Here is a 26,043-nt window from a genome sequence, read left to right on the forward strand (position 1 = left end):
ATGCCCGCAAAGGGTAAGCATCGCCGTCCCAAGACCAGTCCGCTCACGCGCACCGTCGTCGCCGCCGGCACCGGCAGCGCCGCGATCGCCATCCCGCTCATGAGCGCCGCCGGCGCCCACGCGGCCGACAAGGCCGCACCCGCCGCCGCCCCGGAGAAGGCAGTGGCCGCCACGGCCCCGTACAAGGTCGCAGCCCCGGCGGCCAAGAAGCCGGCCGCGGCTCCCACCACGTACCGCGTCGTCGCCGGCGACTATCTCTCCAAGATCGCCGCCGAGCACGATGTCCGCGGCGGCTGGAAGAAGCTGTACCAGGACAACCGGGAGAGCGTCGGCGAGGACCCCTCGCTGATCCACCCGGGCCTCAAGCTCACCCTCGGAGCCAAGGCGAAGGCCAAGCCTCAGGCCAAGCCCGACGCCAAGCCCGAGCCGCGCAAGGAGAGCCGCGAGAAGTCCTCGGCCGACACGTCCAAGGACTCCGGCTCCGAGAAGGCCGCGCAGCCCAAGGCCGAGAAGCCCGCGGCCGAGAAGACCGCCAACAGCGCCCCGCAGGCCAGCAGTGACGGCTTCACCGCCCCGCTCGACTCGGTCAACATCAGCACCGCCTACCGCACGGCCGGTGCCATGTGGTCCAGCGGCTACCACACCGGCATCGACTTCGTGGCCGCCTCCGGCACCACGATCAAGTCCGTGGGTCCGGGCACCGTCGTCTCCGCCGGCTGGGCCGGCGCGTACGGCAACGAGGTGGTCATCCAGCACAGCGACGGCACCTACTCGCAGTACGCCCACCTCTCCTCCCTCTCGGTCTCCTCCGGGCAGAGCGTGAGCGGCGGGCAGCAGATCGGCCTCTCCGGCTCCACCGGCAACTCCACGGGCCCGCACCTGCACTTCGAGATCCGGACCAGCCCGGGCTACGGCTCGGACATCGACCCGGTGGCCTACCTGCGCCAGCACGGCGTGTCTCTCTGACGCCGGACCGGCACGGGACCTGAACGGGTCCTGAACCGCGCCTGACTCCGGACCTGACCCCGGACGAAAGCCCCGAATCCCCTCGCGCCACGGCGGTGCCGCGAGGGGATTCGGCGTTATTCCGCCTTGGACGAGATTTGACCGGTGGCAAACGTCACCCCTCGTCAACCCCTCCTTACGGTCGCGTAGGTCACATCCGTAAGGGAAAGATGAGGACTTGTGGCAGACGATTCGAGAACAGAGAACAGTGGCTCATTCGGGTCGTACGCGGCGATCGGTGACAGTTTCACCGAGGGCGTCGGCGACCCGGGCCCGGACGGGACGTACGTCGGCTGGGCCGACCGCTTCGCGGTCCTCCTCGACGACCGCACGCCGGAACACTCCTTCAGGTACGCCAATCTCGCCGTACGCGGCCGTCTCCTCGACCAGATCGTCTCGGAACAGGTGCCGAGGGCGAAGGAACTCGCCCCCGACCTGGTGACGTTCTGCGCAGGCGGCAACGACATCATCCGCCCCGGAACCGACCCCGACGACGTGGCCGAGCGCTTCGAGCGCGCGGTCGCCGACCTGACCGGCGCGGTCGGCACCGTCATGGTGACCACCGGATTCGACACCCGCGGCGTTCCCGTGCTGCGCCATCTGCGCGGCAAGGTCGCCACCTACACCGCGCACGTACGGGCCATCGCCGACCGCTACGACTGCCCCGTACTCGACCTGTGGTCGCTCAAGTCCGTCCAGGACAGGCGGGCCTGGGACCCCGACCGACTCCATCTGTCGCCCGAAGGACACACCCGCGTCGCGCTGCGCGCCGCGCAGGTGCTGGGACTCGGCGTGCCCGCCGACCCGGACCAGCCATGGCCGCCGCAGCCGCCGCGCGGACCGCTCGAGGTGCGCCGTGACGACATCCACTGGGCACGCGAGCACCTGGTGCCGTGGATCGGCCGGCGGCTGCGGGGCGAGAGCTCCGGCGACCATGTCGAGGCCAAGCGTCCCAATCTGCTGCCGCTGTGACGGCGGTGTCAGGGCCTGGCTGTCTGTAGTTCCTCCGGACCGATCAGCGCCGTGCTGCCCGCGCCCGTGCAGGCGTACGCGCCCGCCAGCGCACCGAGCCTGGCGCTGTCCTCCAGGTCGCGGCCGGACAGTCGGCCGTACAGAAATCCGCAGACATACGCGTCGCCCGCGCCGGTCGAGTCCACCACCGGTGCGGGCGGCAGCGTTGCGGGGATCGGGCGCGGCGTTGTGCTGCCGTCCCGGGTGAGGAGATACGAGCCGCCCGCGCCCGCCGTCGCGACCACCGCCTGGGCCCGTCCGTCGCGCAGGATCTCCCGCATCACCGACGCTATGCGGTCGCGCGCGCCCGCAGCGCTGAGGAAGACCAGGTCCGCGCGGAGCGCGAACTCCCGGTGGTGGTCGGCCAGTCCGTCCCAGTCGTGCAGATCGGTGGAGACCGGGATGCCGAGATCCTCGATGTCGTCGAAGAGGAACCGCGCGAAGTTCACGATCGAGAGATGGACATGGCGGGCCCGCCGCAGTTGGGGGAGGTAGAACTCGCGCGGCATCCGCAGCTCGGCGGGGTCGCGGCCGTCGTAGAACGACATCCGGCGGCCCGCGGGGTCGACCAGATTGACCGCGCGGCGGGTGCCGGCCGGAGAGATCAGCGGCTCGAACTCGACGCCGCCCGCGGCCAGTCGCTCCTGGACCTGGCGGCCGGGCCAGTCGTCGCCGATGTAGTCGAGGAGTGTGACATCAAGGCCGAGGGCCCGGCAGCCCAGCGCCACATTGCCGCCCGTGTGGCCGGGCCATTCGTGGATCGGGCCGACGCCGAAGGAGTCGGCGAGCGGGACGGGCAGCGAGTCGACACGGACGACCGTGTCCACGCCGCTGCCGCCGACGACCAGCACATCGAGAGGGGAATCAGGAGAATCGAGGGGCCGAAGGGGCGTGGGGTCCGTCTGCTGCTGCGACAGGTGCGACACAGGTGCCAGTATGGGGGGTCACGCATGGCCGGGTGCAGGGGCCCCGGCGCACGAGGGTCAGCGTGAGGCTGCGGTCAACGCCTCGCGGTCCAGGCCGAGTTCGCGAGCGAGCGCCTCGTCCGTCCACTGGAGCATCGCGGCGCGCGAGAGCGAGCCGGCGTACGAGGTCATCTGCACGGCGAGGCCGTCCAGGAACGCGGTCAGCCGCCAGGCCGCCGCCGCCGGATCCTCGCACGGGAACTCGCCGTCGGCCGCGCCCTCCGCGATGACCTCCGTCAGCGCGGCCTTCCACTGCTGGTCGAGATCGCGCGCGACCTCACGGAGCACCGGTTCGCGCAGCGCGGCCGCCCAGCCCTCGATCCACAGCCGCCAGCCCTTGGCCGTGCCCGTCGGCGCGTACCAGCGGACGGCGGCCCGCAGCCGGCGGAGCGCGGATGTGCGGCGGCCGAGCAGCTTGCGCAGATGGGCGAGATCGCCGTCCGCGGCGTGCGTGAAGGCCGCGGCGACGAGCTTCTCCTTGGTCGAGAAGTGGTACAGCACCAGGGCGTTGCTCACGCCGAGAGCCGTGGCGACGTCGGCGATCCGCACGGCCGCCACGCCGTGCTCCTCGATCTGCTCGACTGCGGCGGTGAGCAGCTCTTCGCGCCGCTCCGCCACGCTCAACCGGACTCTAGCCACGGACTCACCCTACACAGCCGATCTTGGCGGCCGACTCGCCAGCACTCCGTGGGCATCGAGCGCGATGGCGCCGCCGGGGTGCACGAGCAGCGGATTCACCTCCAACTCGGAAAGCTCGGGATGCTCGGCGGCTGCCTGCGCGACTGCGCAGAGCGCGGCGGCCACGGCGTCCAGGCATACGGGCGGTGCGCCGCGCCAGCCCGTGAGCAGCGGTGTTTGCCGTAGCGAGAGCAGCAGTTCACGGGCGCGGCCGGGGGTGAGCGGGGCGAGGGCGAGGGCTGTGTCGGCGAGCAGCTCGGCGGTGACACCGCCGATGCCTACCATCGCGACGGGGCCGAAGGCGGGGTCGCGCCGTACGCCGACGATGAGTTCGACCGCGTACGGCGGGGTCGCCATCGCCTCCACGGCGTACCGCCCGGCCCCGGTGGCGACACTCATCCGCGCGAACGCGGCGCGCAGCGCCCGCTCGTCGGCGAGGTGCAGCGCCACGCCGCCGGCCTCGGTCTTGTGGGCCAGCCGCATCGCCTTGAGGACGAGCGGGTAGCCGGTGCGGTGGGCCGCTTCGGCGGCGGAGTCGGCGCAGTCGACGAACTCGGCGATGGGGAAGGTGAGTCCGTACGAGGCGAGCAGCTCGCGCATGGTGGCGTACTCGCCGTCGGGCACGGAGTACGGCGCGGTGGGTGGCAGGTGGGGTGGCGGGACGCTCGGTCGGCCGAGCGCCGAGAGACCTGTGATGGCCGTCGCGGCCTGCTCGATGCGCTCGTAGACGGCTATGCGCTCCGCGCGCAGAACGGCGAGAGCGGGGGTGTCGCGGGCCATGGTGTGCACGACGAGCGTTCGCCCCGACGCGTGTGCGGCGGCGGCGAGTTGCCGGGCCACGGCGCATTCGAGGTCGGCTTGGGCGGGGTTGGCGCCGGCGTACTCGCCGAAGTACCCGGTGAGGACGACGGCGTCGGCGTCCCCGCCGAGGAGAAGGACCTCGGCGATCCGCGCGTAGCTGAAGAGGTCCGCTTCGCCGGCGCCCGCGAGATCGACGGGATTGGCGCAGGCGGCGCCGGGTGGCAGATGCGGCGCGAGGCGCCCGACGGTCCGCGCGGAGAGGGAGGGCACGTCCAGCCCACGGGCCACGAACACATCGGCGGCGAGGGCACCTTGTCCGCCGCTGTCACCGACGACGGCGACCCGGAAGGTGGTGGGGCGGAGGTGCGCGGACGTGCGCCGGTCGCCGCTGCCTGCGCCGGCGGCGACGCGCTGCGCGGCGTCCGGGCCGGAGTGTGGCGCGAGTTGGCCTGACCTCACCGGCGCGGCTGGGGATGTGGGCGTGTCCCGGCCGGTGCTTCCGGTGCTTCCGGCGCCTCCGGTGGTGGCGGGCTCGGACAGATCGGCCGGGCACCAGCTCGCCGTGCGGTGGTCTTCGCCGCCGCCGCCGCCGCCGCCGCCGCCGACGACGACGGTGGCGCGTGCCGGGGTGTCGTCGGTGTCGGCAGTGCTGCCGCTTGCGGCGCGGCGTGCGTCGCGTATGTCCTGGGCACCGGTGCTGCCCGCGGCGCGGTCCTGCGCGTCGGCGGGTCGCCGGAGCCCGCCGCTGACGCCCCTCCCACAGGCGCGGGTGTGGCGCACCCCGCCAGCAACACCGCCGTGTCCGCCAGTTCGCCGGCCGTCGTCAGCAGTAGCGCGCCCGCGTCGCGGCAGACCGCTTCCACCGTCGCCCGGGCGCTCACCAGCGCGCCGGTGTGGGACGCGGCCGCGCGGCCGGACGCGGCGCTCGTGCCGACCGTCAGGAGCAGTAGCGGCTTGCCCGCCGTGTTCGCCGCGGCGAGCAGGCCCGCGAGGCGGCGCCCGTCGCGGAAGTCCTCGACATACGCGGCGACGACCCGCGTCGCCTCATGTGCGATCAGCGCCTCCAGCGCGTCCGCCGCGTCGATGTCGCGCTGGTTGCCGAGTGAGACGAAGCGCGAAAAACCCTGCCCCGCGCGGGCCAGCAGGCGGCCGATCTCCAGGGCCAGATTGCCGCTCTGCGAGACCAGTCCGACCGAACCCGCCGGGAACTCGCCCCAGCTGAGCCGCAGTTCGGTCGTCGTGTCGACGATGCCCATGCAGTTGGGACCGAGCAGCCGCGCACCGTGCGCCCTGATCAGCTGCACCAGTTCGTGCTCCTCCGCCGCGCTCGTACCGCCCGAGGTGATCACCGTGAAGCACCGTGCGCCCGCCGTGAGGCCCTCGGTCACCACCGGCCGGACCTGCTGCGGCGGGACCGCGACGACCACATGGTCCGGCGGGGCGGGCAGCGCGGCCAGACGCGGGAGGAAGGGCACACCGTCCAGCCCGCCGCCACGCCGGTTGACCAGGTGGACCGTGCGGCGCTCGCGCCCCGCCAGCGCGCCCGCCGCAAGCCAGTAGCCCCACTTCGCCGGGTTGTCCGACGCGCCGACGACGGCGACCGAGGCCGGGTCGAACAGCGCGTCGAGCGATGTCATCTGTACCAGCCGAAGCGCTCCGCGATCACCGGCAGCCGGTCGGCGACGATCGCATGAGCGGCGGCCCGCGGCGTCGAACCGTCCGCCTCGGCCCGCGCCAGCATCCGGCCGATCAGGTCCCGCATCGAGCGCCGCGTATGCGCGAACGCCTCGTCCGCGTCGGCCCCGATGTCGCCGAACAGCGTCCACCACCACCACGCGTTGGTACCGGAGTTGACGACGACATCGGGCAGCACGGTGATGCCGCGCCGCGCGAGCAGCTCCTCCGCGTCCGGCAGCACGGGCATGTTCGCCGCCTCGACGATCCAACGCGCCGTGATCTGTGCCTGATTGGCGGTGTCGACGGCATACGAGACGGCCGCGGGCACCAGCACCTCCGCATCGACCGACAGCCATGCGTCGCCCGTCAGCTCCAGATCCTGAGGCCGCAGGGCCGTACGGTCGACCGTCCCGTACGAGTCACGTGCCGCCAGCAGCGCATCGATGTCCAGGCCGTCCGGGTTGGCGACTGTGCCCTTGATGTCGGCGACGGCGACGATCTTCAGCCCGGCGCGCTGGAGGAAGCGCGCCGTCGCCCCGCCCATCGTGCCGAGTCCCTGCACGGAGACCCGCGTTCCCTCGTACGCCACTCCCGCCCGGTCGAGCGCGACCAGCACCGACTCGGCGACGCCGCAGCCGCCGACCAGCTCGTCGAGGCCGATGCCGTCGACCTCCACGGTGAAGGCGTCCGCGAGTCGTCGGCGCGCCGCCGTCTCGTCGTCGAGCAGCCGGTACACGGCCTGGATGGACGAGACGAGACCGGCCTCCGCGGCGGCCCGGTCGACGATGTCCTGTGTGAGGCCGAGGTCTTCGCCGGTGGTCCACATGGACTCGATGTAGGGGCGCATGGCGCGCAGATAGCGGACCAGGATCCCGTACGCCCGTGGGTCCTGCGGGTCGCAGTCGATGCCGCCCTTGGCGCCGCCGAGCGGGATGTACTTGCCTTCGGGGCCGTCCGGGTTGTAGTGCAGGGCCTCCTTCATGCTCATCCCGCGGGCGAGCCCGGTTACCTCGTCGAGCGTGCAGCCCTCCCGCATGCGCAGTCCGCCGCTGGAGACTCCGCGCACCAGCCGGTCCACGACCAAATGGCCCTGGCGGCCGGTGACATGGTCGGTCCAGGTGAGCGACAGCAGGGGAGTGGTCATCGGGCGGTCTCCTCGGGAACGGTGATCACGGTGGGGCCCGGAGTGGCCAGCGCGCGGGTGAGCGCGGCGGCGAGGGCCTCGGGGGTTCGGGCGTACTCGCCGTGGCCGCCGTAGGCGCGGGCGATGGCGGGCAGGTCGACGGGGGCGAGATCGACCGCGGCAGGGGTGTCGCCGCGGGCGGCCATCTCGTCGCGGATCTCGCCGTATCCGCCGTTGTCGAACACGACGACGGGCAGCGGGTGCCCCAACTGCGCGGCGGTGGCGAGCTCCTGTACCGAGAACTGCAGCCCGCCGTCGCCGCTGAGCGCGATGACCTGACGGCCCGGATGCGCGGTCTTGGCTCCGATCGCGGCGGGCAGGGCGTAGCCGAGAGTGCCGAAGCCGGTGGGGTGGAGGTAGCGGGCCTCGGGGCCGATCGGGAGGTGGGGCACTGCGCCGTAGTAGCAGCACTGGGCGCTGTCGGAGGTGATGACGGCGTCGCGGTCGAGTACGGCGCGGATGACTCGCAGATACGGCAGCCATCGGGCGTCGCTGTCGTGCGTCTCGCGATCCCGAGCGCGGCGCAGGTCGGCGACCTGCGCGACGGCGGCGGCGGCGTCCGCCTGCGGCCGGTGCTGACCGGTGTCCGGCTGCGGCCGCCGGGTGGCGTCCGCGTCCCGCGCGATACGCAGCCGCGTGGCCTCCTGTCCGGTGGACGGGCCGTCGGTCCCGGCCGGCCGCAGCGGCGCGGGCCGGGCCGGGGGCATCGCGCCCGACCCGGACGGGTCCGGCTCCAACCCGTCTCGCACCAGCCGCAGTTCCACGACCCGTCGCTGCTCCCCGCCCGCCGCGCGGCAGTCCGCCAGCAACGCGCCCAGGACCTCCTGCGCGTCGCCGACCAGCGGCAGGTGTGCCGGCGTGCCCGTGTACATCTGGGCCGGGTCCAGGTCCACGCGGATCAGCGTGCCGGGGAGGCTGAGAGGGGCGGACCACACGTCGGACTCGGCCAGTTCCGTGCCGACCGCGAGTACCACGTCGCATTCCGCCAGCCACTTCTGGACCGCCGGGCTGTGCAGTGACACGCCGAGGCAGAGCGGGTGGGACTCGTCCACGATGCCCTTGCCGTTGGCCGTGGTGACCACCGGCGCGGCCAACTCCTCGACCAGCGCGAGCACTTCACCGAACGCCCCGCGCGCGCCCCCGCCGACCACCAGACCGGGACGGCGCGCCGTGCGCAGCGCCTCGGCCGCCCGGGCGGTTTCGACGGCAGGCGGGCGGACCGGCCAGGAGCGCGGCGCGACCCGGATCTCCGGCACGGACTCCTTCGTCTCCAGGAGGTCGAGCGGAACCTCGACATGGACCGGTCGCGGCCGCTGGGTGGCGAAGAGTGTGAACGCCCGGGCCACCGCCGCCCCGATCTCGTCGACCGTCGACACCCGGTGGCTGAACGCGGCCACACCCCGCAGCGCCTCCGTCTGGCTGCGCATCTCGTGCAGCAGACCCGTCGACTGGCGCGGATGGCGCAGCGGCATCCCGGGCGAGACGACGAGCAGCGGGACGCTGTCGGAGTACGCCTGGCCGACCGCCGCCGCGATGTTCAGCAGCGCGGGTCCGGTGGTGGTGATCGCGACGCCGGGCCGCCCGCTGACCCGGGCGTAACCGTCCGCCGCGTATCCCGCGCCCTGCTCATGACGCGGTGTCACATGCGAGATTCCGTACCCGGCGAGATGCCGGTAGATCTCCAGGTTGTGCGTGCCCGGAATGCCGAACGCCTGGATGACGCCATGCGCCGCCAGCGCGCGGACGACCGCCTCGCCGCCCGTCAGAAGCGTGGACGCCATGTCACATGCTCCTCGAGATGATCAGCCGCATGATGTCCGATGTGCCTTCCTCGATCTCCTCCAGCTTGGCGTCCCGCATCCACTGCTCGACCGGGTACTCGCGCGAGTAGCCCCATCCGCCGAGTGTCTGGACCGCCGCCCAGGTGCAGTACGCCGCCGTCTCCGAGGCCGTCAGCTTCGCCATCGCCGCCTCGGTCGTCGCGTCAAGACCCGCGTCGAGCCGTTTCGCCGCGCGCCAGGTCATCAGCCTGGCCTGCTCGATACGGGTGCGCATGTCCGCAAGGCGGAAGGCCACCGCCTGGTGCTCGATGATCGGCTTGCCGAACTGCCGTCGGCTCTTGGCGTAGTCGCGTGCGTACTCGTACGCCGCCCGGGCCACCCCCGTCGCCGCCGCGCCGAGCACCGTGCGGGAGATGTCGAACGTACGCATGAGGCCGTGGAAGCCTTCGCCTTCTGCGCCGAGGCGGTCCGCCTCCGGCACGAAGGCGTCGGAGAAGAAGATCTCCCGGCAGACGATCGCGCGCTGGCCCATCTTGCGCATCGGCTCGCCGAAGGCGACGCCCTCGGCGCCCTTGCGGAAGAGGAAGGCGGTCACGCCGCGCGAGCGCCGGCCCGGGTCGGTCTTGGCGAAGACGACATACTGCTGGGCCTCGCCGGCGTTGGAGATCCACGCCTTCTGGCCGTTCAGCCGATAGCCGCCGTCGGCTCTGGTCGCCGTCGTCACGATGGACGCGGCGTCCGAGCCCGCGCCCGGCTCGGTCGTCGCGAGCGCGGTCATCGGGGTGTCCGGGCCTGCCAGCGGGGTGAGCCAGGCGCGCTTCTGCTCCTCGCTGCCGAGCGCGAGCAGCGGGTCCGCGAAGAAGCCGTTGGAGCAGAGCAGATTTCCGATCCCGAGGTCTCCGACGCAGAGCTCCTCCTGGACGAGGCACTGGGTGAAGACATCGGTGTAGCCGCCGCCTCCGTACTCCTCGGGGAGCATGAAACCGGTGATGCCGACCTTGGCGGCCTTGCGCCAGAGGTCCCACGGAGTCCGGGTGTCCGCCTCGTCCACCTCGCGCGCCCGCGGCCTGATCTCCTCACGGGCGAAGGCGCGGCCGAGCTCGACGATGTCGCGCTGTTCGGTCGTGAGCGGGACCAGCTCGGTGGGGAGCTCGGACATGCTGCCTCCAGGCACGACATCGACGGAGTAACTGAACCGTCAGTCAGTATCTGGAGGGCTGGGCTCCGCTGTCAACATGATCGTCAGCCGACCTCCCGGGAGCCGGGCGCGATGCTGCGGACGGCCGGGATCTCGCAGTGGTCCTTGAACCCCTGGCTCGTCAGACCGAGCGCGGAGTTCATCCGGGAGCGGAGGTTCTCCACCGCCACGATCGCGGTGAGCTCGACGAACGCCGCCTCGCCGAGGGTCCGCAGCAGCCGCTCGGCCAACTCGTCCCCGACCGTCGGCGGATTGGCGGTCATCGCCTCCGCGTACTCCATGACATCGCGCTCCAGTTCCGTATAGGCATCGCTGTCGCGCCACACCGGCACATCGTGCACCTTCCGCACATCCATGCCGCGCTCCCGGTTCTCCCAGTGGCCGAAGTCCATGCACCAGCTGCAGCCGATCGACGCGGCGGACGCCATCACCGCCAGCGCCTTGAGATCGGCGTCGAGGTCCTTCCACTTGGCCACCGACTGCTCGAAGCGCAGATCGCTCCAGAGCACCCGCGGGTTGTGGGCCAGCGCCAGCGCCGGGTCCAGGACCTTCCCGTAGGTGCGCTTCGAGTACCACTCGGTGAGGCGCAGCAGCAGCGAGCGACGTGGAGTGAGGGAGATACGGGCCATGACGGGCCTCCAAGGTCGTGGACGGTGTCCTTTCACGCGTGCGACGGAACGGGCGGCCCGGAATGTGACATCGCGGAGCTCGGGCAGCGAGGGGATCTTCAGGAACACCGGCACCAGGGAGCGCGTTGCCTGGTCATGACGGAATCGGACTCAGAAGGCGGCCCGGCCGCCGGAGCGGAACCGGACGCGCTGCAGGACGCCCTGCTGCAGCTGGTCGCCGACCACGACGGCGGCGTGCTGGTCACCATCAAGAGGGACGGCAGGCCCCAGCTGTCCAATGTGAATCACGCCTACTACCCGCAGGAGCGGACCATCCGGGTGTCGATCACCGACGGCCGCGCCAAGACCGTGAACCTGCGCCGCGACCCCCGCGCCTCGTACCACGTCACCAGCGAGGACCGCTGGGCCTGGACCGTCGCCGAGGGCACCGCCGAGCTGTCGCCGGTGGCCGCCGATCCGTACGACGACACGGTGGAGGAGCTGATCAGTCTCTATCGCGACGTGCGCGGCGAGCACCCGGACTGGGACGACTACCGGCGTGCGATGGTCCAGGACAAACGCCTTGTCCTGCGGCTGCGCGTCGAGCGGGCCTATGGGCAGCCGCGCGGCTAGGCCCAGCCCGGTCGTGCGCTCCGCCACCGGATGGATCTTCCTCCCGCGATGTCGTACCCCACGCACATAATGAAAAGACCCCGACCTCTGGAGGTGCCGTGACCGGCGCTGACTCACCTCACACGCTGCGATCCCGGTTGCGCGCCCGCAGACCCGCGGCGTTCGGCGCCGACCCCGCCGGAGAGCGGATGGAGCGGATCCGCCGCTCGCCGAACTTCGCGGACGGCGTTTTCCAGAACCCCGTGGGAGCCAGGACCAGGCCGTCCGGCGGCTCCATGATCGAGTTTGCCAAGATCTACTTCCAGAAGGAGGCGCGGGCCCGCCGGTCGCCCGTCGGGCTGGTGCCGTTGCATGCCACCACCCTCGCCGACCTGGCGAAACCGCCTGTCTCGGGGCTGCGGCTGACCTGGATGGGACATTCGAGCGTGCTCGCCGAGATCGACGGACGGCGGGTGCTCTTCGACCCGGTCTGGGGCGACCGCTGCTCGCCCTTCGCCTTTGTCGGCCCCAAGCGGCTGCACCCCGTGCCCGTGCCGCTCGCCGAGCTCGGCCCGGTCGATGTGGTCGTGATCTCCCACGACCATTACGACCACCTCGACATGCCGACGATCAAGGCCCTGGTCTCGACGGACACCGTCTTCGCGGTCCCGCTGGGCGTCGGCGCGCACCTGGAGCGCTGGGGCGTGTCCGCCGACCGCCTGCGCGAGCTGGACTGGAACGAGTCGGCGGAGGTGGCCGGCCTGCGGTTCACCGCCACTCCCGCACGCCACTTCTGCGGCCGCGGAATCCGCAACCAGCAGCACACGCTCTGGGCGTCCTGGGCCGTCGCGGGCCCCGAGCACCGCATTTATCACAGCGGCGACACCGGCTACTTCCCGGGATTCAAGGACATCGGCACCGCGCACGGCCCGTTCGACGCCACCATGATCCAGATCGGTGCCTACAGCAAGTACTGGCCCGACATTCATATGACGCCCGCCGAAGGGATGCGCGCCCACCTCGACCTCCAGGGCGGGCAGCCGGTCGGCACGATGCTGCCGATCCACTGGGGCACGTTCAATCTCGCTCCGCATCCGTGGGCCGAGCCGGGCGAGGGCACGGTCGCGGCGGCCGCAGAGGCGGGCGCGCGTATCGCGCTGCCGCGGCCGGGTGAGCCCTTCGAGCCGGGTGCCGAGGGCATTCCGACCGAAGCGTGGTGGCGGGCCGCGACGTCCGCGCCCGCAGGAGGCCGGGCTCCTTCCGCCGACTCGAAGCCGGGCAAGGCCGCGGATACGGGCAGCCCTGAGGTGGCATCGACCACCTGACGTCACCTCTGACGGTGTGCTCCAGCGCCGTGGTGGGGGCGGTGCTACCTCGGGCTGCGGTACGAGGCCCCATACCAGAGACGGACTTGCGGCGGGCAGGTTTTGCAACTGCCCGTCGCAAGTGCCTTTTTGGCAACTACGGTGTGTGGCTAGTGATCAACGATGCGCTCATCTCGCCAGTGATGAAACATCGTTGAGCCGAGCTGATCACACGCGGTACGCCGAATCCTGGGAGGACGCCGATGTCCCAACCACGCGCACCCGACGCGCGGCCGAACAACCCGTGCTCCGTCACGGGAATCCGCGGACGTCCCTCGGTCTCGACGTCCTTCGCTCTCGATGAATTCACAGACGCGTCGGCGTAATTGACGATGCGGTCGACGGGCGGGGTGTCCGTCCATCGCGAGCCCTCTTCCGTGAAATACCCGCGCGGATCGTTGTTCGAAAAGGCGGGGAATCGTCAGTACCTCGCAAGGTCCCGCCAGCCGGCCACCGTGCCGACCGGCGGCACGGCTTCCTTGCAGGTCAATGGCTTCTTTGTGCTGCCATGACGGCGAATCACCCAATTCCGAATTCCGCCGAATAATCGGGTTGAACGATTCTGCAGAATTTCGCACATGAGTGCATTCCTGTGATATTTGCATTCTGGCCGCGGAATCACACTAACCTCGCTATGCTCACTGTCGCGCAGCGAGTTGCGGCGATTTCACGCGTCGCCACTTGTTGTCGTGGTGCCGCTGATCGCACGAGGGCTCGGGCGTCCTGGGACCCGGCTCCATGCGCGCGGAACGCCGCCTTGGATTGCGCTGCGGCCAAGTATTGGTGAGCGCGCGCCCGACGGCCGGCGATCTAGTTCATGCGGCTCATTTCCTGGTGCCCAGATGTGCCATGTATGTCGCCCTATCCCTTCCACTAGTGCTCTGAGGATGCCGATGGTTCGTGCTGGTTCGTCACCCAGAGGGTCGGGGCCCGCCTCCACCCGCATGTGGCTGTTGCCACCCGTACTGCTGGGCGTGTGTACGGCCGTGGCCGTGTCGTTGACGCCTTCCATGGCCCGTGCACAAGTCGCCTGGATCGGCATCATCGCGACGGCGGTAGTGGTCGGCGCGGCCGGGGAGGCGGCACGCCGGCGTCGTGCGATCGGCGAGCTGCGCAGGCAGTTCGCCGAGAGAGAGGCAATCCTGCAGCGGCATCTGGCCGAGCAGGAGGCCGAGACGGTACGGATGGCCGAGCAGACCCTGCCCGCAGCCATGGCCGAGCTCCAGAAAGGAGCCCCGGCCGACGAGGTGCTGCGCGGCATCGTCCAGGTGTCCCGCGTCAGCCCCGAGTTCGAAGCCGCGCACCAGGCGGTGCTGCGCTATGTGCTGCTTGCCGTGGAGGCCCAGGAAGATCTGCGTGACTCCGCGCAGCGGGCCTTCGTCAACATCGCCCGCCGAGTCCAGGCCATCGTTCACCAACAAGCCCAGGAACTACGGGAGATGGAGGACCGGCACGGTCAGGATCCGGACGTCTTCGGGGACTTGCTGCACCTCGATCACCGGACCGCGCTGATCGGCCGGCTCGCGGACAGCATCGCCGTCCTCGGTGGGGCCCGGCCCGGCCGTCAGTGGCAGCAGAACGTACCGCTGTTCAATGTGCTGCGCGGTGCCATGTCCCGGATCATCGACTACCAGCGTGTCGATCTGCACTCGGTGGCAGAGGTCGGCGTTCTCGGACGCGCGGTCGAACCTCTGATCCACGCCCTGTCCGAGCTGCTGGACAACGCCACTCGCTACTCGCCGCCGGAGACACGTGTCCATCTGACCGCGATCGAGATCCAGTCCGGTGTGGCCATCGAGATCGAGGACGCCGGGGTCGGCCTGACCGATGAAGCCCGCAACCGCGCCGAGCGTGCCCTGGCGCAGAACTCCTCCAGCGGACTGGACATCGACGACCTGGGTGAGTCACCGCGACTAGGCCTGGCCGTGGTCGGCCGGCTTTCCCATACGAACAACTTCAGAGTCTCGCTCCGTCCGTCCGCCTACGGCGGCGTACGCCTCGTCCTGATCGTCCCGCCGGAACTGATCACCGCAACTCCGGTGCGCGGCGGAGCGCTTGCCAGGGCCGCAGTCCTGCCGCCGCCCCGGCGCACCGCGGGTCCGACGCGCCGCTCCCGGGTGGCCGCCGAGGAGCCTGTGCCCGCAGCCTCGCCGCGCGGCGCCAACGGGCTCCCGCAGCGCAGGCGCCGTACGCGCGACGTGACTCCGCCCGGGCGGGCGAGGTCTGTCTCCACCACTGACTCCAAGTCCCAGGTGTCAGCTGATCCAACCCCACAGGCCGGGATGTGGCTGGCCGCGTTCCAACAGGGCGTGTCCGGCGAGTCCCGGGCTGAGTCCACAGCACGTGGTTCCCATGGCCTGAGCGACGAAGAGTCCGAGCAGTAACTGAGTCATTAGGTAAGGATGAGTAACTAAGTGGTGACACAGCAGCGGCTCAATATGGACTGGATGCTCGAGGGGTTGGCGTCCAGTGTTCCCCAGACCCGTGAGGTCGTGGTGCTGTCCTCGGACGGTTTGTGTATGGCGCAGTTCGGTACGGACGAGGACTCCGCAGATCGCCTCGCCGCCGCCTGCGCCGGACTGCAAAGCCTCTCGGCGGCCATCGCCGCGGAATTCCCGCACGGCAACGGCCGGATGAAACTCGTCGTCATCGAGGTCCACGGCGGCTTCTTCTATCTGATGGCGGCCGGCGCCGGGGCGTATCTGGCGGTGCTGGCCGACGACGACGTGGATGCCGGGCTCATGGGAGAACGTATGCGTGACCTCGTCGCCCGGATCGGTCAGCACCTCACCAGCCCGCCGCGGGACGACCGGCAGGTCCCATGAGCGACCCGAATCAGGAACAGCGCAGGGTCTGGGAAGAGGGCGGGCCCGAACGGCTCTACGTGATCACGTCCGGCCGGGGCGGGCCCGCCGACAAGAACGCCCTGGACATGGTCACGCTGATCGTGACCCGGAACGGGCCCACGGCGAGCATGCAGCCCGAACACGCCGCCATCGTCCGCTTATGCGACTACCCGCTCTCCGTCGCCGAGATCTCCGCGTACCTCCACCTGCCCATCAGCGTGATCACGGTACTGCTCGCGGATCTGCTGCAGAGCCGCCATGTAGAAGCCAGGGCGCCGATCCCGGCTGCGTCGTTGCCCGATGTCGAACTTTTGGAGGCGGTGATGCATGGACTCCAGAATCTCTGATGCCGTCGTCGGTCCCCGCATCGAAGACACCCTGCCGGCCTCGGTCACCACAGCCGTCAAGCTGGTGATTGTCGGTGGCTTCGGTGTCGGAAAGACGACCCTGGTCGGATCAGTCAGTGAGATCCGGCCGTTGACCACCGAGGAGACGATGACGCAGGCCGGTGTCGGGGTCGACGACATCGCCGGAGTCGAGCGCAAGACCGAGACCACCGTGGCCATGGACTTCGGCCGGATCAGCCTCAGTGACGAACTGGTGCTGTATCTGTTCGGCACCCCGGGTCAGCAGCGCTTCTGGTTCCTGTGGAACGGCCTATTCGAGGGTGCGTTGGGCGCGGTGGTCCTGGTCGACACACGGCGGCTGGAAGACAGCTTCGATGTGATGGGCCGACTCGAGGAACGCGGCGTGCCCTTCATTGTCGCCATCAACGCCTTCCCGGACGCTCCCTCGTACCCGCTGGCCGAGATCCGGGAGGCCCTGGACGTCCCCGAGACCGTGCCCATGATCGATTGTGACGCTCGCAGCCGCAACTCCAGCCGCGATGCCCTGCTGACCCTCGTGCGCTATCTGCACGCCCTCACCACCACCACAACAACGGAGTCCTGGTGACTGCCTCTTTCCCTGATCAGCCGCGCACCACGTTCGCATCCAGTCCGCCTCCGGAGTGCCCGGCACACGCCCCGTCCGGGAATGCTGACGGTCTTGCACGGCTCTTCGGGCCCGAGGCGGCCGCGGACCCCATGGGCTTGTACGAGCAGTTGCGCGCCCAGCACGGTCCTGTCGCGCCCGTCCTGCTGGACGGCGACCTTCCGGCCTGGATCGTCCTCGGTTACCGCGAGATCCTGGAAGTTGCCGGCACACCCTCCCGGTTCAGTCGCGACTCCCGCACTTGGCGCTGGTTCAGGGAGGGCAAGGTCCCGCCGGATTCCCCGCTGCTCCCGATGATCGCCTGGCAGCCGGTCTGTCTGTTTCTGGACGGTGAGGAACGCAATCGTCTGCGCCTCGCAGTCACCGAAAGTCTGGAGCGTTTCAACCGCCGTGGAATCCGGCGCCAGGTCACCCGCTTTACCGACCAGTTGATCGACGGATTCGCCGACCGAGGAGAAGCGGATCTCGCCGGTGAGTTCGCGGAACACCTGCCGATGCTCGTCCTGACGCAGCTTCTGGGAATGCCCGACGAGTACGGTCCACGGCTCGTCCAAGCCAGTAGAGACATGGTGGCGGGCACCGAGACTTCGGTGGCCAGTAACGAGTTCATTGTGGATACTCTCAAGCAGCTCGTGTGGCGCAAGCGCGGAAATCCCGGCCATGACGTCACGTCCTGGCTGATTGAACACTCCTCCGGCCTGACCGATGAGGAGGTTTGGAATCATCTCCGGGTCATTCTCATCGCCGCGAACGAGACCACGGTCAACCTGCTCAAAAGCACCCTGCGGATGGTGCTGACCGATCCCCGTTGCCACGCGTCGCTGGCCGGCGGGCAGATGATCCTGCCCGACGTGGTGGAGCATGTGCTGTGGAGCGAACCGCCCCTCATGACCATCCCGGGACGCTGGGCCTCCGTGGACACGGAGGTCGGCGGCCAGAAGATCGAGGCGGGGGACATGCTGCTGCTCGGGCTGGCCGCCGGGAACCACGACCCGGCCGTCCGACCCGACCCGACGGTTCCGCTGCACGGCAACCGCTCGCATCTCGCCTTCAGCAGCGGTCCACAGGAGTGCCCCGGCCAGGACATCGGCCGCGCCATCGCCGACACCGGCATCGACATCCTGCTCACGAGGCTGCCCGACCTGCAACTGAGCATCCCCGAGGAGGAGTTGCGCTGGCAGTCGGGCTGGATGACGCGGCACCTGACAAGCCTCCCGGTGCGGTTCACGGCGCGTCGATCCGGCCCTTCCGCCAAGCCTGCCGGTCAATCCGGAGCCGACGCTGGCACTGGGCGTTCTCTGCGCGACTTCACTGATGGCGGCTCAAGGCCTTTGTATCCGCCCCCTGTTCCCTATCCGTCGACCTCGGTTCCCAGGGCGCGCACGTCCTGGTGGGGCTCGCTGAAGGCATGGCTGCGAAGGTGATAGACCGGTTATGGAGGGAGAACTCCACGGCCCTCCATAACACCCTGCAGAACGTCCTCCAGAAGACCATCGGCAAGAACGCCTGCCGGGCACCGGCTCCTTGAGTCAGGTGCCCGGCACGAGTGTGTGCAGGGCCCTTTCCATGCGATCCAGCGCCTCTTTCATCATCCCCCGGGAAGTGGCGTAGCTGATACGGACATTGCCTTCGGCGGCCGGGCCGAACCACTCAGGAGTGCCGGCCACCACGGCCACCCGGGCTTCCGTCAGGAGGAATCCGGCCATGGCGTGACTGCTCAGCCCGCTGGAAGAAATGTCGGGGAACAGGACGAACGTCCCGTCCGGGCGGCTGCACGATATACCGGGCATCGCGTTCAGCCGGTCCACGCAGTAGTTCCGCGTCTCTTGAAGGTGTTCCAGGAAAGCATTTCTCCAGGGCCAGCCGTGACGCAGCGCGGCCAGAGCGCCGACCTGGGCGAAGGGCGTCAGGCTGTACGCGGCACCGAGGCGCTGGAAGGTGCGCTGGAGATTGATCGCTTCCCGTGCGTCCGGCGCGATCACAAAACCCATTCTCAGCCCGGGCAGCGCGAAAGTCTTGGAAAGTCCGGTCACCGTATAGGTTCTCCCGCTGGTTGCGGGGTCCAGACTTGCCATGCTGACATGCGCCGCGGGAGGATAAACGATTTCGTTCCAGACCTCGTCGGACAGAATGGGTATGCCTCGAGCTTCGGCTATCCCGGCCACTGCGCGAAGGGTCTCTTCGGTGAAGACCGTACCCAATGGGTTGTGTGGATTGCACAGACAGATCAGAGCGGTGCGCGGCGATATCAGAGAGGCGAGCCGATCCGGGTCCAGCTGGCCTGTGTTCTTGTCCATCGGGCAGTACACCCGCCGTGCACCTGCGGCATCGATCGCCTGACCGAACAGCAGGTCAACCGGATCGAGCAGGATGCACTCGTCGCCCTTCCGGCAGAGCAGGTGCACCACCCCCCAGAGCGCGGATGCCGTGCCGGAAGCCAGCACCACGCAATCCGGGTCCGCGTTGATCCCGTAGCGGGCCTTCGCCACAGCGGAGAACGTCTCGCGGAGTTCGCTGAGTCCTTCAGGCGGCGTATAGGGAAAGTAGCCATCGGAAAGAGACGACACGACTGCATCCGTGACGGCCTGGGGCCCAGGGAAGTCAGGCTCTGCCGCGGTCAGCGGGATGACATCCGGGGGATAAGCACCCCACCGAATATTTGATCGGCTCCGCATCACATCGGGCTGAACCTGGGAGTCGTCGAAAAGCGATCTGATCGCAGCCTGGGACGGCATGTCGATCAGCCCCTCTGATAACGGGCGGGCGGGTATCTGTCGTAAAGCTCCGAGGACCAGTACGTGGTCATACGGGGACGGCCCTGCTGCACACGCACCGATGCGTAGGTGTGAATCCCGCACCCCTCCGACAGCGGGCGCCGGGCCATTTCGTTCAGAAGGGACCTGTAGCGGCCGCTGGGGAGACCGATATCGGCCATGACGGAACTGACGCGGTCCCGGATTATCCTGTCGCTCTCCGCATACAGCCACAGCGGGACGTATGCCGTGGCGGATACGGGGGTATGCCCGCCGGCATCCGTAAAAGTCAGATTGCTGACAATGGGTTGATCCCTCAGCTCACCGGTCCTGCCGGTCAGCTTGCGGCAGAACTCACCCAGCAGGCCGGCCTCGTGATGGGCGGAAACCTCCATGCAGGCGTCGAGGTCGGCCGGGGCAATGTCGTAGTGCCGGAAATACACCTTCACCCGCGAATCGGGACGGTCACTCAGATCGAGGCCGAGGTAGACGATTCGGTCGAGGTCGAAACCCCGGCGGGCGTACGCGGCGACGGACTCCCAAGCCTTGCCGAACCCCAGGCGGTCCAGCGCCTCGTGGGTCCTCTCGGAGCCGGTCATGCCGTGATTGGCGTTCGGGTTCAGATAGACCTTGAACTCCGGCGCTCCGGTCGAGGTGAAGATGGCGGCATGCATCATGGCGAAGCCGGTGGGGTCTTCGCTCGGCAGGAACAGGTCCGATACCGCTGCCAGCCGGTCGCCGACAGCCCCGAAGTCTTCGATCAGCGCCTGAGTCAGACCGAGTGCCGATTTCTGAGCGGCCGGGGTGCTCGGCTCTTCGGGAACAGCCTCAACGAGCACCCGGATTTGCACATCGTGATCCGAAATAGCGGCGGAAAACTCGACGGGCGAACCGTCGGCACACACATCAGAGGGCCATTCAGGATGCTGTGTTATCTCCCTATCGCCCCACCGTGAAAGCATGGTACGGAGAACCTTCGCGCCCTGTTCGACATCCATGCCTGCGCTATTTAAGAGGCGCGCGGCTGTGGCGAGACCGTAATCCAAGAAAGTCGCACCCGCAGATACCCGTGGTTCCGACTGCAGAGACAATTCCGTCCCCTTCTTTCACTGGGTCTCCTCGTACGTGATCTTTCCGCTCTGGCGCAAAATAGCCCTGTGCTCGCTGTGAGCAGTACCCAGATGCTGACCTCGGCATTCCACGATGCATGCCGCATTCATGCGCGTTTGCCGGTTATCGGGCTTATGGCGTGGAAATGGCGCAGGGGGCTGGTGAGGCATTCCTCGCCGGTGGGATGCGCCCCTGCCTGATGGACGTGCAGGCTGGCACCCAATGCGACAGGAACGGTCTCATCGGTTCCTTGTGCGCTTCACGCGTGCCGCCGGCCCCGGTGCTCCAGGACGTCGATCGCCAGCTCCCGCACCACCGACTCGTCCACCTCGACCCCGAGCCCCGGCCCCTCGGGCACCTGGGCGACGCCGTTGACCACCCGTACCGTCTCTCCCGCGTACGGGGACTCGATGAACTGCCGGCCATTCAGATCGACCGGGGTGTCGATGCCGTACGCCGAGAACAGGTGCAGCGAGGCGGCCAGACCCAGATCGGAGTCCGTGAGCCCCGAACCCATCAGCCGCACCCCGCAGTCCTCCGCGAGCGAGCACAGCCGTCGCGACAGCGTGAGCCCGCCACTGCGCTGCACCTTGGCGATGGCCACGTCCACGGCCTCGAGGCGGACGAACGTCGCCAGATCGGTCGGATGCCGCAGGCTCTCGTCGAGCGACACCGGTACCGGCGAGTGCTCGCGCAGCCGCCGAAGCCCGGCGATGTCGTTCGCCGGCAGAGGCTGCTCGAAGGCGGTGATCCCGATGGCGTCCAGACGCCGCGCCATGCGCAGCGCGGCGTCCACGGTGTACGCCTGGTTGGCGTCCACCCAGACCGGCGCGCTCGGCGCATGCTCACGCACGGCGGCCACCACCGCGGCGTCGGTGTCCTCGTCGTGCAGCCCGATCTTCACCTTGAACGCGCGGTGTCCGGCGTCCGAGCCCTCCGCCACGCTGTCGCCGACCTCGGCCGGAGACTGCCCGGAGACGATCCAGCCGAGCTCGATCGTCTCCGACCTGCGCTGCCCCCAGAGCACTCCGAGCGGCACGCCGGCGGCCCGTCCGAGGAGATCGTGCAGCGCCACGTCCACCGCGCTCTTGGCGAGCGGTGCGCCGATGGTGAAGCCACGGTTGATCGCCCGGTCGAAGGCGCGGTCCACGGCGTCCAGGTTCCAGGCCGGGCTGCCGAGGATCGCCGGGGCGAGATAGCGGTCGATGGTCGTGACGATGGACTCGGCGGTCTCGTACGTCCACGCGGGGATGGGCGTCGCCTCGCCCCAGCCGTGCACGCCGTCCCCGCTCACCTTGACGAGTACGCGTACGGACGGCTGTCCGGCGACGGCGACAGCGCCGCCAGATACGCCGAAGGAGCGGCGGGTGGGCAGAGCGACCGCGAAGGTCTCGATGCGCTCGATCTTCATCAACGGGTCCTTTCCGCAAGGGAGTCGGGCGAGTTCGGTGGCGGCGGAGCGACGCTGGCGCGCAGGACGACCTCGCCGCCCACCCGCAGCACCCGCGAGCGCGGACCGCGCGGTTCGCGCAGCGCGAGGGCCATGACCTTCTGGCCCATCGCGGTGAGCGGCAGCGCGACGGTGGTGAGCGGCGGCGAGAGCTCCCGTACGAGCGGGATGTCGTCGAAGCCCGCGAGTGAGATGTCCTCAGGCACCCGGACGCCCTCCTCGCGGAACGCGGCCAGCGCGCCGACGGCCATCACGTCGGTCACGGCGAAGACACAGGTGGGCCGGGCCGGTCGGGCCAACAGCTCGCGGGCGGCGGCGTATCCGCCGTCGCGGGTGAAGGCGCCGCGGACGATCTGTTCCGGCGTGAGCGTGATCCCCGCCTCGGCAAGCCCCTCCCGGAATCCCGCGAGCCGGTCCGAGACGGTGGTCAGTTCGGGCGGTCCGCTGAGCACCGCGAACTCGCGGTGTCCCAGGCCCAGTAGAGCCCGCGCCAGCGCGGCCGCCCCCGCTCGGTTCTCCGGCAGTACGGCGTCGACCCGCAGACTGCGGTGCCGGCTGACCACCGCGACCCGCCCGCCGGCCCGGGCGTACGGCTCGAGTTCGGCCGCAAGCGCCCGCTCCCAGGTCCGGTCCTGGAAGCCCGAGCCGATCAGCAGGATGGCGCGGGCCCGCTGGGCGCGCAGCGTGGAGACGTACGCGACCTCCCGTGCCGGTTCCCGGAAGGTGCTGGCGAGCATGACGAGCAGGTCCTGCTCGGCGGCGGCGCGCATCACGCCGTCGGCGATGGCGGCGAAGTAGGGGTCGCCGACGTCGTGACAGATGAGTCCCACGGTGTTGTTGGAGGCGCTGGCGAGTGCCTGGGCATGGGCGTTGGGTATGTAGCCGAGCAGATCGGCAGCCGCGCGCACCCGCCGGCGCAGATCCTCCCGGACCCGGGTGGTGCCGTTGAGCGCACGGGACGCCGTGGCCAGGGAGACGCCCGCCTCCCTGGCCACGACGTCCAGCGTCACATGGACGGGTGTTGCTTGCCGTTCACTCACTGCACCCCCCGAAACTTCGGGACGACCTATTGACCGTGCGTACAGGCAGTCATTAGCGTGGCGACACCTTATCAGAAAGCGCTTTCTGAAAGCGTTTTCCGAACCTCGGAGTCCAAGACAGCTCCCGGACAGGCCCTAACCGCTCCGGAGACCGGAGGAGTTGACCGTGAGCCAGAGCGCCATCAAGGCAACACCGCGGAAAGTGGCGGGAGTTGCCCAGCGGAGCAAGCCGGGAGCGGGGGAGCGCCTTGCCCGGGCGATAGAGCAGAGCTGGCGGCCCGTCGCCCTGCTGCTGGCCTGCTTCGCCGCGTGGTGGGTGATCGCCGGCGCCGAGCTGGTCGAGCCCTATCTCGTGCCCTCGCCCGGCGCCACGCTGGAGGTGCTGACCGGCAAGACCGACTACATCTGGCAGCACAGCTGGGTGACCACCTACGAGACCCTGCTCGGCTTTGTCATCGCCGTCGCCGTCGGCGTGGCCGCCGCGGTGATCATGGTGTACTCGTCGACCGTCGAGAAGACCCTCTATCCCATCCTGCTCTTCGCCCAGGTGGTTCCGAAGATCGCCATCGCGCCGCTGTTCGTCGTCTGGCTCGGCTTCGGCATCGCACCGAAGATCCTCATCGCCGTGCTCATCGCCTTCTTCCCGGTCGTCATCTCGATGGTCACCGGACTCAAGGCGGTCGACCCGGAGATGCTCCAGCTGTCGTCGACGATGGGCGCGAACGCCTGGCAGACCTTCCTGAAAATCCGCTTCCCCGCCTCGCTGCCGCATCTCTTCTCCGGGCTGAAGGTCGCCGTCACCCTCGCTGTGACCGGCGCCGTCGTCGGCGAGTTCGTCGGAGCCAACGAAGGACTCGGCTATGTGATCCTCCAGGCCAACGGAAATCTCGACACCCCCATGCTCTTCGCGGGGCTGCTCGTGATGTCCCTGATCGGGGTGATCCTCTTCGTCCTCGTCGAGATCGCCGAGAAGCTGCTGCTCCCGTGGCACGCCAGCCGCCGCGACGCGAGCGTCACCACCGCCTACTGACCCGCACCACCATCACGCTGACGAGAAGGACCAGTCATGACTGCGCGCAGACTTCTGATCGGCCTCGTTCCGCTGCTCCTGGTCGCCACGGCCTGCGGCGACGATGGCGACGACAAGACGACCAGTGAATCCGGCAAGGAGCTGGACAAGGTCACGCTGACCCTCAACTGGTACCCGTACGGCGAACACGCGCCGTTCTACTACGGCAAGCAGCAGAAGATATTTGAGAAGCACGGCATCGACCTGACCATCCAGGCCGGCCAGGGCTCCCAGAAGACCGTCCAGGCGACCGGTGCCGGACAGACCGACTTCGGCTGGGCCGACACGCCCGCCGTCCTCTCGGGCGTCGACTCGGGCGTCAAGGTCAAGAGCCTCGGCGTCTTTCTGCAGACGACGCCGTCCTCGGTGCAGTTCTTCGAGTCGCAGGGCATCAAGTCACCGGCCGACCTCAAGGGCAAGACGATCGCCGGCACCGCGGGCGACGCGCTCTCCAAGACGTTCCCGATCTTCCTGAAGAAGAACAACCTTCAGGAGTCGGACGTCAAGGTCCAGAACACCGACCCGGCGGGCAAGATCGCCGCCGTCATCTCCGGCAAGACCGACGGACTGCTCGGCTACGCCAGCGACCAGGGCCCGACGATGCAGAACAAGGCGAAGAAGCAGGTGGGTTATCTGCGCTTCTCGGAGAACGGGCTCAACTTCTACTCCAACGGTCTGATCGCCGGGCAGAAGGTCCTCACCGGAAAGAAGGACGTCGCGACCCGGATGGCGAAGGCGGTCAGCGAGGCCTTCGCCGCCGCCGAGAAGTCGCCCGAGCCGGCCGTCGCCGCGATGGAGGGCGCCAGTGAGCAACTCCCGCCCAAGGAAGTGCTGTCCGAGCAGTTCAAGACGACCCTGACACTGCTGCACACCCAGGCGACCCAGGGCAAGGCCCCCGGAATCAACACCGAGGCCGACTGGCAGCAGACCATCGACGTCTTCTCCGAGGCCGGACTGGTCAAGAGCCCCAAGGCCGTGACGGAGTACTGGGACAGCGCCGCGGCAATGAAGGGATGACGATGGCCAAGGACGCGACCGTGCGGGAGCCCGACGTGACGATCGAGGACAGCCGTCCTGAGGACCGGGGTCCGGCGGCGGTCGGCATCGAGGACGTGGCCGTCCGGTTCCGTACGAAGAACCGGGACGTCACCGCGCTGAGCGAGGTCTCGCTCGATGTCGCGATGGGTGAGTTCGTCGCCATCGTCGGCCCTTCGGGTTGCGGCAAGTCCACCCTGCTCAAACTGGTCGCGGGCCTGCTGAAGCCGTCCGCCGGAGCCGTCCGGCTGGGCGGCGAGCAGGTGCGCGGCCCGCGCCACGACATCGGCTATGTCTTCCAGCGCGCGGCACTGCTGGAGTGGCGCTCGGCGCGCCGCAACATCCTGCTCCAGGCCGAGATGCGCCGGATGCCGGGCGACTTGGCGCGCCGGCGTGCCGACGAACTGATCGAGATGACCGGTCTCGGCGGCTTCGAGGACGCCTATCCGCACGAGCTGTCCGGCGGTATGCAGCAGCGGGTGGCGCTGTGCCGCGCGCTGCTGCACGAGCCGCCGGTGCTGCTGATGGACGAGCCGTTCGGCGCGCTCGACGCGCTCACCCGCGAACAGATGAACATGGAGCTCAACCGCATCTGGCGGGAGACCGGCACCACCGTGCTGCTGGTCACGCACTCCATCTCGGAGGCGTGCTATCTCGCCGACCGGGTGGTGGTGATGAGCCCGCGGCCCGGCACCATCACCGAGATCATCGAGGTGGGGCTGCCGGCGGAGCGCAACTACACGGAGACGATGGGACGTCCGGAGTTCCACGACGCGACGACGCATATCCGGGAGCTGCTCGGCGCGGCCTCCGCGCAGGACTGAGCCCCGTATCCCGTGCCGCCCGAAGGAGGGTTGGCACGGG

The 26,043-nt window shown here is 69.4% G+C and carries 24 protein-coding genes; 12 read left to right on the top strand and 12 right to left on the bottom strand.

Annotation, left to right across the window (positions count from 1 at the left end; genetic code table 11):
- Positions 1-966 carry a peptidoglycan DD-metalloendopeptidase family protein gene (locus tag ACH4YL_RS11855; RefSeq protein ID WP_398507118.1) on the top strand — a complete coding sequence of 322 codons (966 nt, stop codon included), beginning with the start codon at positions 1-3 and terminating at the stop codon, positions 964-966.
- Positions 967-1,185: 219 nt separating this feature from the next.
- Positions 1,186-1,977, top strand: coding sequence for an SGNH/GDSL hydrolase family protein (locus ACH4YL_RS11860; RefSeq protein ID WP_398507119.1), 792 nt, complete (start codon positions 1,186-1,188; stop codon positions 1,975-1,977).
- Between the two features lie 8 nt (positions 1,978-1,985).
- Here the strand turns inward: ACH4YL_RS11860 and ACH4YL_RS11865 are convergent, their stop codons facing one another.
- The 8 genes from ACH4YL_RS11865 to ACH4YL_RS11900 all read right to left on the bottom strand — a co-directional run bounded on the left by ACH4YL_RS11865 (position 1,986) and on the right by ACH4YL_RS11900 (position 10,928).
- A complete protein-coding gene (locus ACH4YL_RS11865) occupies positions 1,986-2,864 on the bottom strand; it encodes a carbohydrate kinase family protein (protein ID WP_398507336.1) in 879 nt (292 codons plus the stop codon).
- Positions 2,865-2,999: 135 nt separating this feature from the next.
- On the bottom strand, positions 3,000-3,620 hold the full coding sequence (locus ACH4YL_RS11870) for a TetR/AcrR family transcriptional regulator (protein WP_398507120.1): 621 nt from the start codon (positions 3,618-3,620) through the stop codon (positions 3,000-3,002).
- 9 nt (positions 3,621-3,629) lie between these two features.
- The gene (locus ACH4YL_RS11875; RefSeq protein ID WP_398507121.1) at positions 3,630-4,919 is read right to left on the bottom strand and encodes an acetate--CoA ligase family protein; all 1,290 of its coding nucleotides are present in this window, start codon (positions 4,917-4,919) and stop codon (positions 3,630-3,632) included.
- Positions 4,916-6,097, bottom strand: coding sequence for a CoA-binding protein (locus ACH4YL_RS11880; protein ID WP_398507122.1), 1,182 nt, complete (start codon positions 6,095-6,097; stop codon positions 4,916-4,918). The genes ACH4YL_RS11875 and ACH4YL_RS11880 overlap by 4 nt, the downstream gene beginning before the upstream one ends.
- Positions 6,094-7,281 carry a Glu/Leu/Phe/Val dehydrogenase dimerization domain-containing protein gene (locus tag ACH4YL_RS11885; protein ID WP_398507123.1) on the bottom strand — a complete coding sequence of 396 codons (1,188 nt, stop codon included), beginning with the start codon at positions 7,279-7,281 and terminating at the stop codon, positions 6,094-6,096. The genes ACH4YL_RS11880 and ACH4YL_RS11885 overlap by 4 nt, the downstream gene beginning before the upstream one ends.
- The gene (locus ACH4YL_RS11890; protein WP_398507124.1) at positions 7,278-9,101 is read right to left on the bottom strand and encodes a thiamine pyrophosphate-dependent enzyme; all 1,824 of its coding nucleotides are present in this window, start codon (positions 9,099-9,101) and stop codon (positions 7,278-7,280) included. Before ACH4YL_RS11890 ends, ACH4YL_RS11885 begins: the two co-directional genes overlap by 4 nt.
- 1 nt (position 9,102) lies before the next feature.
- A complete protein-coding gene (locus ACH4YL_RS11895; RefSeq protein WP_398507125.1) occupies positions 9,103-10,260 on the bottom strand; it encodes an acyl-CoA dehydrogenase family protein in 1,158 nt (385 codons plus the stop codon).
- Positions 10,261-10,343: 83 nt separating this feature from the next.
- Positions 10,344-10,928, bottom strand: a complete 585-nt coding sequence (locus ACH4YL_RS11900) for a carboxymuconolactone decarboxylase family protein (RefSeq protein ID WP_398507126.1) — start codon at positions 10,926-10,928, stop codon at positions 10,344-10,346.
- Between the two features lie 135 nt (positions 10,929-11,063).
- Here ACH4YL_RS11900 and ACH4YL_RS11905 point away from each other — a divergent pair, with 135 nt between their 5' ends.
- From ACH4YL_RS11905 to ACH4YL_RS11935, 7 genes are all read left to right on the top strand, one after another.
- Positions 11,064-11,540, top strand: a complete 477-nt coding sequence (locus ACH4YL_RS11905; RefSeq protein ID WP_398507127.1) for a PPOX class F420-dependent oxidoreductase — start codon at positions 11,064-11,066, stop codon at positions 11,538-11,540.
- Positions 11,541-11,638: 98 nt separating this feature from the next.
- Positions 11,639-12,844: an MBL fold metallo-hydrolase gene (locus ACH4YL_RS11910; RefSeq protein ID WP_398507128.1), complete on the top strand. Its 1,206-nt coding sequence runs from the start codon at positions 11,639-11,641 to the stop codon at positions 12,842-12,844.
- Between the two features lie 1,049 nt (positions 12,845-13,893).
- On the top strand, positions 13,894-15,267 hold the full coding sequence (locus ACH4YL_RS11915) for an ATP-binding protein (protein ID WP_398507129.1): 1,374 nt from the start codon (positions 13,894-13,896) through the stop codon (positions 15,265-15,267).
- A 54-nt stretch (positions 15,268-15,321) separates the two neighbouring features.
- Complete coding sequence (locus ACH4YL_RS11920) at positions 15,322-15,708, top strand: roadblock/LC7 domain-containing protein (protein ID WP_398507337.1); 387 nt, start codon at positions 15,322-15,324, stop codon at positions 15,706-15,708.
- The gene (locus ACH4YL_RS11925; protein ID WP_398507130.1) at positions 15,705-16,076 is read left to right on the top strand and encodes a DUF742 domain-containing protein; all 372 of its coding nucleotides are present in this window, start codon (positions 15,705-15,707) and stop codon (positions 16,074-16,076) included. Before ACH4YL_RS11920 ends, ACH4YL_RS11925 begins: the two co-directional genes overlap by 4 nt.
- On the top strand, positions 16,057-16,683 hold the full coding sequence (locus ACH4YL_RS11930; protein WP_398507131.1) for a GTP-binding protein: 627 nt from the start codon (positions 16,057-16,059) through the stop codon (positions 16,681-16,683). Before ACH4YL_RS11925 ends, ACH4YL_RS11930 begins: the two co-directional genes overlap by 20 nt.
- A gap of 131 nt (positions 16,684-16,814) precedes the next feature.
- Positions 16,815-18,146 (top strand): cytochrome P450, encoded by a 1,332-nt coding sequence (locus ACH4YL_RS11935; RefSeq protein ID WP_398507132.1) that lies wholly within the window; start codon positions 16,815-16,817, stop codon positions 18,144-18,146.
- A 105-nt stretch (positions 18,147-18,251) separates the two neighbouring features.
- Here ACH4YL_RS11935 and ACH4YL_RS11940 read toward each other — a convergent pair whose 3' ends face one another.
- The 4 genes from ACH4YL_RS11940 to ACH4YL_RS11955 all read right to left on the bottom strand — a co-directional run bounded on the left by ACH4YL_RS11940 (position 18,252) and on the right by ACH4YL_RS11955 (position 23,045).
- Positions 18,252-19,457 carry a pyridoxal phosphate-dependent aminotransferase gene (locus ACH4YL_RS11940; protein ID WP_398507133.1) on the bottom strand — a complete coding sequence of 402 codons (1,206 nt, stop codon included), beginning with the start codon at positions 19,455-19,457 and terminating at the stop codon, positions 18,252-18,254.
- Positions 19,458-19,462: 5 nt separating this feature from the next.
- The gene (locus ACH4YL_RS11945; protein WP_398507134.1) at positions 19,463-20,566 is read right to left on the bottom strand and encodes a tryptophan dimethylallyltransferase family protein; all 1,104 of its coding nucleotides are present in this window, start codon (positions 20,564-20,566) and stop codon (positions 19,463-19,465) included.
- Positions 20,567-20,844: 278 nt separating this feature from the next.
- Positions 20,845-21,996 carry a mandelate racemase/muconate lactonizing enzyme family protein gene (locus ACH4YL_RS11950; RefSeq protein WP_398507135.1) on the bottom strand — a complete coding sequence of 384 codons (1,152 nt, stop codon included), beginning with the start codon at positions 21,994-21,996 and terminating at the stop codon, positions 20,845-20,847.
- Positions 21,996-23,045, bottom strand: a complete 1,050-nt coding sequence (locus ACH4YL_RS11955) for a LacI family DNA-binding transcriptional regulator (RefSeq protein ID WP_398507338.1) — start codon at positions 23,043-23,045, stop codon at positions 21,996-21,998. Before ACH4YL_RS11955 ends, ACH4YL_RS11950 begins: the two co-directional genes overlap by 1 nt.
- A 196-nt stretch (positions 23,046-23,241) precedes the next feature.
- On the opposite strand from ACH4YL_RS11955, the gene ACH4YL_RS11960 reads away from it, so the two are divergent.
- The 3 genes from ACH4YL_RS11960 to ACH4YL_RS11970 are packed head-to-tail and all read left to right on the top strand — an operon-like array spanning position 23,242 to position 26,003.
- A complete protein-coding gene (locus ACH4YL_RS11960; protein ID WP_398507136.1) occupies positions 23,242-24,105 on the top strand; it encodes an ABC transporter permease in 864 nt (287 codons plus the stop codon).
- A 36-nt stretch (positions 24,106-24,141) separates the two neighbouring features.
- A complete protein-coding gene (locus ACH4YL_RS11965) occupies positions 24,142-25,161 on the top strand; it encodes an ABC transporter substrate-binding protein (protein ID WP_398507137.1) in 1,020 nt (339 codons plus the stop codon).
- Entirely contained in the window at positions 25,158-26,003 is an 846-nt protein-coding gene (locus ACH4YL_RS11970) for an ABC transporter ATP-binding protein (protein WP_398507138.1), read from the top strand. The genes ACH4YL_RS11965 and ACH4YL_RS11970 overlap by 4 nt, the downstream gene beginning before the upstream one ends.
- The last annotated feature ends 40 nt before the right edge of the window (positions 26,004-26,043 follow it).

Source organism: Streptomyces sp. NPDC020681 (genome assembly GCF_044334895.1).
Classification (GTDB): domain Bacteria; phylum Actinomycetota; class Actinomycetes; order Streptomycetales; family Streptomycetaceae; genus Streptomyces.

Coding starts and splice junctions, on each gene's coding strand:
- ACH4YL_RS11895 (WP_398507125.1), bottom strand. CDS start 10,260: ATGTCCGAGCTCCCCACCGAGCTGGTCCCGCTCACGACCGAACAGCGC.
- ACH4YL_RS11920 (WP_398507337.1), top strand. CDS start 15,322: ATGGACTGGATGCTCGAGGGGTTGGCGTCCAGTGTTCCCCAGACCCGT.
- ACH4YL_RS11890 (WP_398507124.1), bottom strand. CDS start 9,101: ATGGCGTCCACGCTTCTGACGGGCGGCGAGGCGGTCGTCCGCGCGCTG.
- ACH4YL_RS11965 (WP_398507137.1), top strand. CDS start 24,142: ATGACTGCGCGCAGACTTCTGATCGGCCTCGTTCCGCTGCTCCTGGTC.
- ACH4YL_RS11970 (WP_398507138.1), top strand. CDS start 25,158: ATGACGATGGCCAAGGACGCGACCGTGCGGGAGCCCGACGTGACGATC.
- ACH4YL_RS11915 (WP_398507129.1), top strand. CDS start 13,894: ATGGCCCGTGCACAAGTCGCCTGGATCGGCATCATCGCGACGGCGGTA.
- ACH4YL_RS11940 (WP_398507133.1), bottom strand. CDS start 19,457: ATGCCGTCCCAGGCTGCGATCAGATCGCTTTTCGACGACTCCCAGGTT.
- ACH4YL_RS11855 (WP_398507118.1), top strand. CDS start 1: ATGCCCGCAAAGGGTAAGCATCGCCGTCCCAAGACCAGTCCGCTCACG.
- ACH4YL_RS11880 (WP_398507122.1), bottom strand. CDS start 6,097: ATGACATCGCTCGACGCGCTGTTCGACCCGGCCTCGGTCGCCGTCGTC.
- ACH4YL_RS11930 (WP_398507131.1), top strand. CDS start 16,057: ATGGACTCCAGAATCTCTGATGCCGTCGTCGGTCCCCGCATCGAAGAC.
- ACH4YL_RS11925 (WP_398507130.1), top strand. CDS start 15,705: ATGAGCGACCCGAATCAGGAACAGCGCAGGGTCTGGGAAGAGGGCGGG.
- ACH4YL_RS11935 (WP_398507132.1), top strand. CDS start 16,815: ATGGGCTTGTACGAGCAGTTGCGCGCCCAGCACGGTCCTGTCGCGCCC.
- ACH4YL_RS11950 (WP_398507135.1), bottom strand. CDS start 21,996: ATGAAGATCGAGCGCATCGAGACCTTCGCGGTCGCTCTGCCCACCCGC.
- ACH4YL_RS11900 (WP_398507126.1), bottom strand. CDS start 10,928: ATGGCCCGTATCTCCCTCACTCCACGTCGCTCGCTGCTGCTGCGCCTC.
- ACH4YL_RS11905 (WP_398507127.1), top strand. CDS start 11,064: ATGACGGAATCGGACTCAGAAGGCGGCCCGGCCGCCGGAGCGGAACCG.
- ACH4YL_RS11885 (WP_398507123.1), bottom strand. CDS start 7,281: ATGACCACTCCCCTGCTGTCGCTCACCTGGACCGACCATGTCACCGGC.